Genomic DNA, 2230 nt, shown 5'->3' on the forward strand with positions numbered 1-2230 from the left:
GGCATTTTATATCTAGTCTTTGTTAAACAAGGCTGTTGATTTTCGTTCCAGGCGCTTCGCTTTCCACTACATTCAACAGGGTATAAAATCAACATTCAGCTTTAACAGAGACATCCATGCTAATGAAAAATCGCACCATGGTGAATGAAATGATGCATTTTTGCCTATAATGATTTCTCATTTTTTATTGTGCATATTTTCAGGGGAGCCTATATCTTTTATCATTGAGGCAAAGGAATAGTTCTTTACCCTTTTTTAGAGCACAGATCACTCTAAGGATCAGTATATTATTAATTAACCCCAACCTTATCGCTTCGTCTTTCCAATAAAACTGTATCACGCCATACTCCGTCCATTTTACCGATACGTTCCCGCCTTCCAAGTTCCCTGAATCCGTTTTTTATATGTATTTTTATGCTGGCAGCATTCTCAGGAAAAATCGAAGACTGCAGCGTCCAAAAGCCTTGTTCTTCACTTCTGAGGATTAAATTGTTTAATAGTTTACTGCCTACTCCTTTACCCACGACGCTTTGACTGACATAAACACTGACTTCAGCCACACCGTTGTAGACACAGCGGCTTGAGACTGGTGTCAAAGCTGCCCAGCCAACAACTTTACCATTGTACCTGGCAACAATACGACATTCATAAACATGGCCACGATCCCATTCTTCCCATGAAGGGGCCACCATTTGAAAGGTTGCCTGTCCAGTCGCAATCCCCTCGAGGTAGATAGCTCGGACTTGTTCCCAGTCTTCCTGCAGCATCTCACCAATCAACACATTGTGTTCCATTCAACCCATCTCCAAATCTATTATTTTGTTATGACTATTCATGTGAGGTGCATTTGACAAGTGTAAAGCAATAGCTGATCTTTTACTTCAGTCACTAAAACTGTTACTAACTCATAAAAAATGACTTAATCATTTTTTTAGACATCTCCTTCAAGGATCTAGTTTCATATAAATTTTCTTCATGTTATGGTTTATTTCCTGTTATTTCATACATTTATCACATTTCCATCTTAATATAAATTAAAATGCAATTTACACTGAATGGAGCTAGCGCTAATGAAAAAGCTAATAATCTTGTTGTTCACATTGTTGTTCTTATCTGCATGTTCTAATGAAGAAATGAAACAGCAGGAAAAGGCACCAGAACTTATTGAGGTGACCATAACAACCTCAGAAAAAATAAAAGTTCAAGAGGAAACCACAATCGAAGCATCTGTCGTTCAGGGAAAGGAAAAGGTCACTGATGCAGATGAGGTGAAGTTTGAAATTTGGAAAGCTGGCCAGGATGACCATGAAATGGTCGAAGCCAAGCACCAAAAGGATGGTATTTACTCTACAAAAAAGACTTTCACCGAGGGCGGGAACTATTATATTGTTGCTCATACAACTGCCAGACGTATGCACAGCATGCCTAAAAAAGAGATTACCGTTGAAGCTGAGGAAGCTGAAAAACAAGCAGAAGGTACGGAGCATTCGCATGATGATCATCCATCCGAAGGTTCAGAGCATGAACATGCTGATCACCATAACAGCGAGGTTGATTTTGATTTCCATGTGCACGAACCAATCAAAAACAATCAGAAAACTGAATTAAGTGTTCACTTGAATCAAGGCAGCGAGCCGATTACCGGTGCAACAGTAAGATTTGAGATCTGGGGAGAAAATCAAAGCAAGCATGAATTTATCTCAGCTGTAGAAGGTGACAATGGAGCTTATTCATTAACCAATACTTTTCCTTCATCTGGAACATTCAACGTGAAAATTCACGTGGAGAAAGGTAACATCCACGATCATACAGAGAAAACAGTTAACGTGAATTAAGTTATATGAAAAAGCCCTTCCAATTCCGAAGGGCTTTTCTGCATTTATTCCTCTGTTCACGGCTCCATTAATCTGCGATTGAATTCATCCCAAAATTCTTGATACATCTCTTTATCATAGTCATCAACAATTATTTTCGTATCAGATTCCACAAAAAAGTTTTTAGCTTGTCTCGCAAAATAAAGAATCTTATCCTTATATTCATCATGATTTAATGTAACTACTAGTTCTGGATAATATATAGATCCCGTTTCCGGATTGGTCGTTTCCACTTTTACAAAATCAAATAATTCCACTTGATCCTCAATGTGTTTGACTGTCCAGTGTATTGATATTGGGCAGCTTAGCATCAGCAATAAACCGCAGCCGTGCAAAATCAGTCCCTCTCCATTTAT

At 38.5% G+C, this 2230-nt stretch carries 2 protein-coding genes and 1 pseudogene; 1 reads left to right on the top strand and 2 read right to left on the bottom strand.

The features are described 5' to 3' along the window. Nucleotides 1-290: 290 nt before the first annotated feature. On the bottom strand, nucleotides 291-794 hold the full coding sequence (locus WB217_RS02875; RefSeq protein WP_423990473.1) for an N-acetyltransferase family protein: 504 nt from the start codon (nucleotides 792-794) through the stop codon (nucleotides 291-293). Nucleotides 795-1070: 276 nt separating this feature from the next. Here WB217_RS02875 and WB217_RS02880 point away from each other — a divergent pair, with 276 nt between their 5' ends. Next, a complete protein-coding gene (locus WB217_RS02880) occupies nucleotides 1071-1835 on the top strand; it encodes a FixH family protein (protein ID WP_423990475.1) in 765 nt (254 codons plus the stop codon). A gap of 56 nt (nucleotides 1836-1891) precedes the next feature. On the opposite strand, the pseudogene WB217_RS02885 reads toward WB217_RS02880, so the two are convergent. Continuing rightward, nucleotides 1892-2230: pseudogene (locus WB217_RS02885) on the bottom strand (hypothetical protein); the annotation flags it as partial.

Origin of the sequence: Mesobacillus sp. (assembly GCF_049588175.1) — a bacterium.
Lineage (GTDB): Bacteria > Bacillota > Bacilli > Bacillales > Cytobacillaceae > Mesobacillus.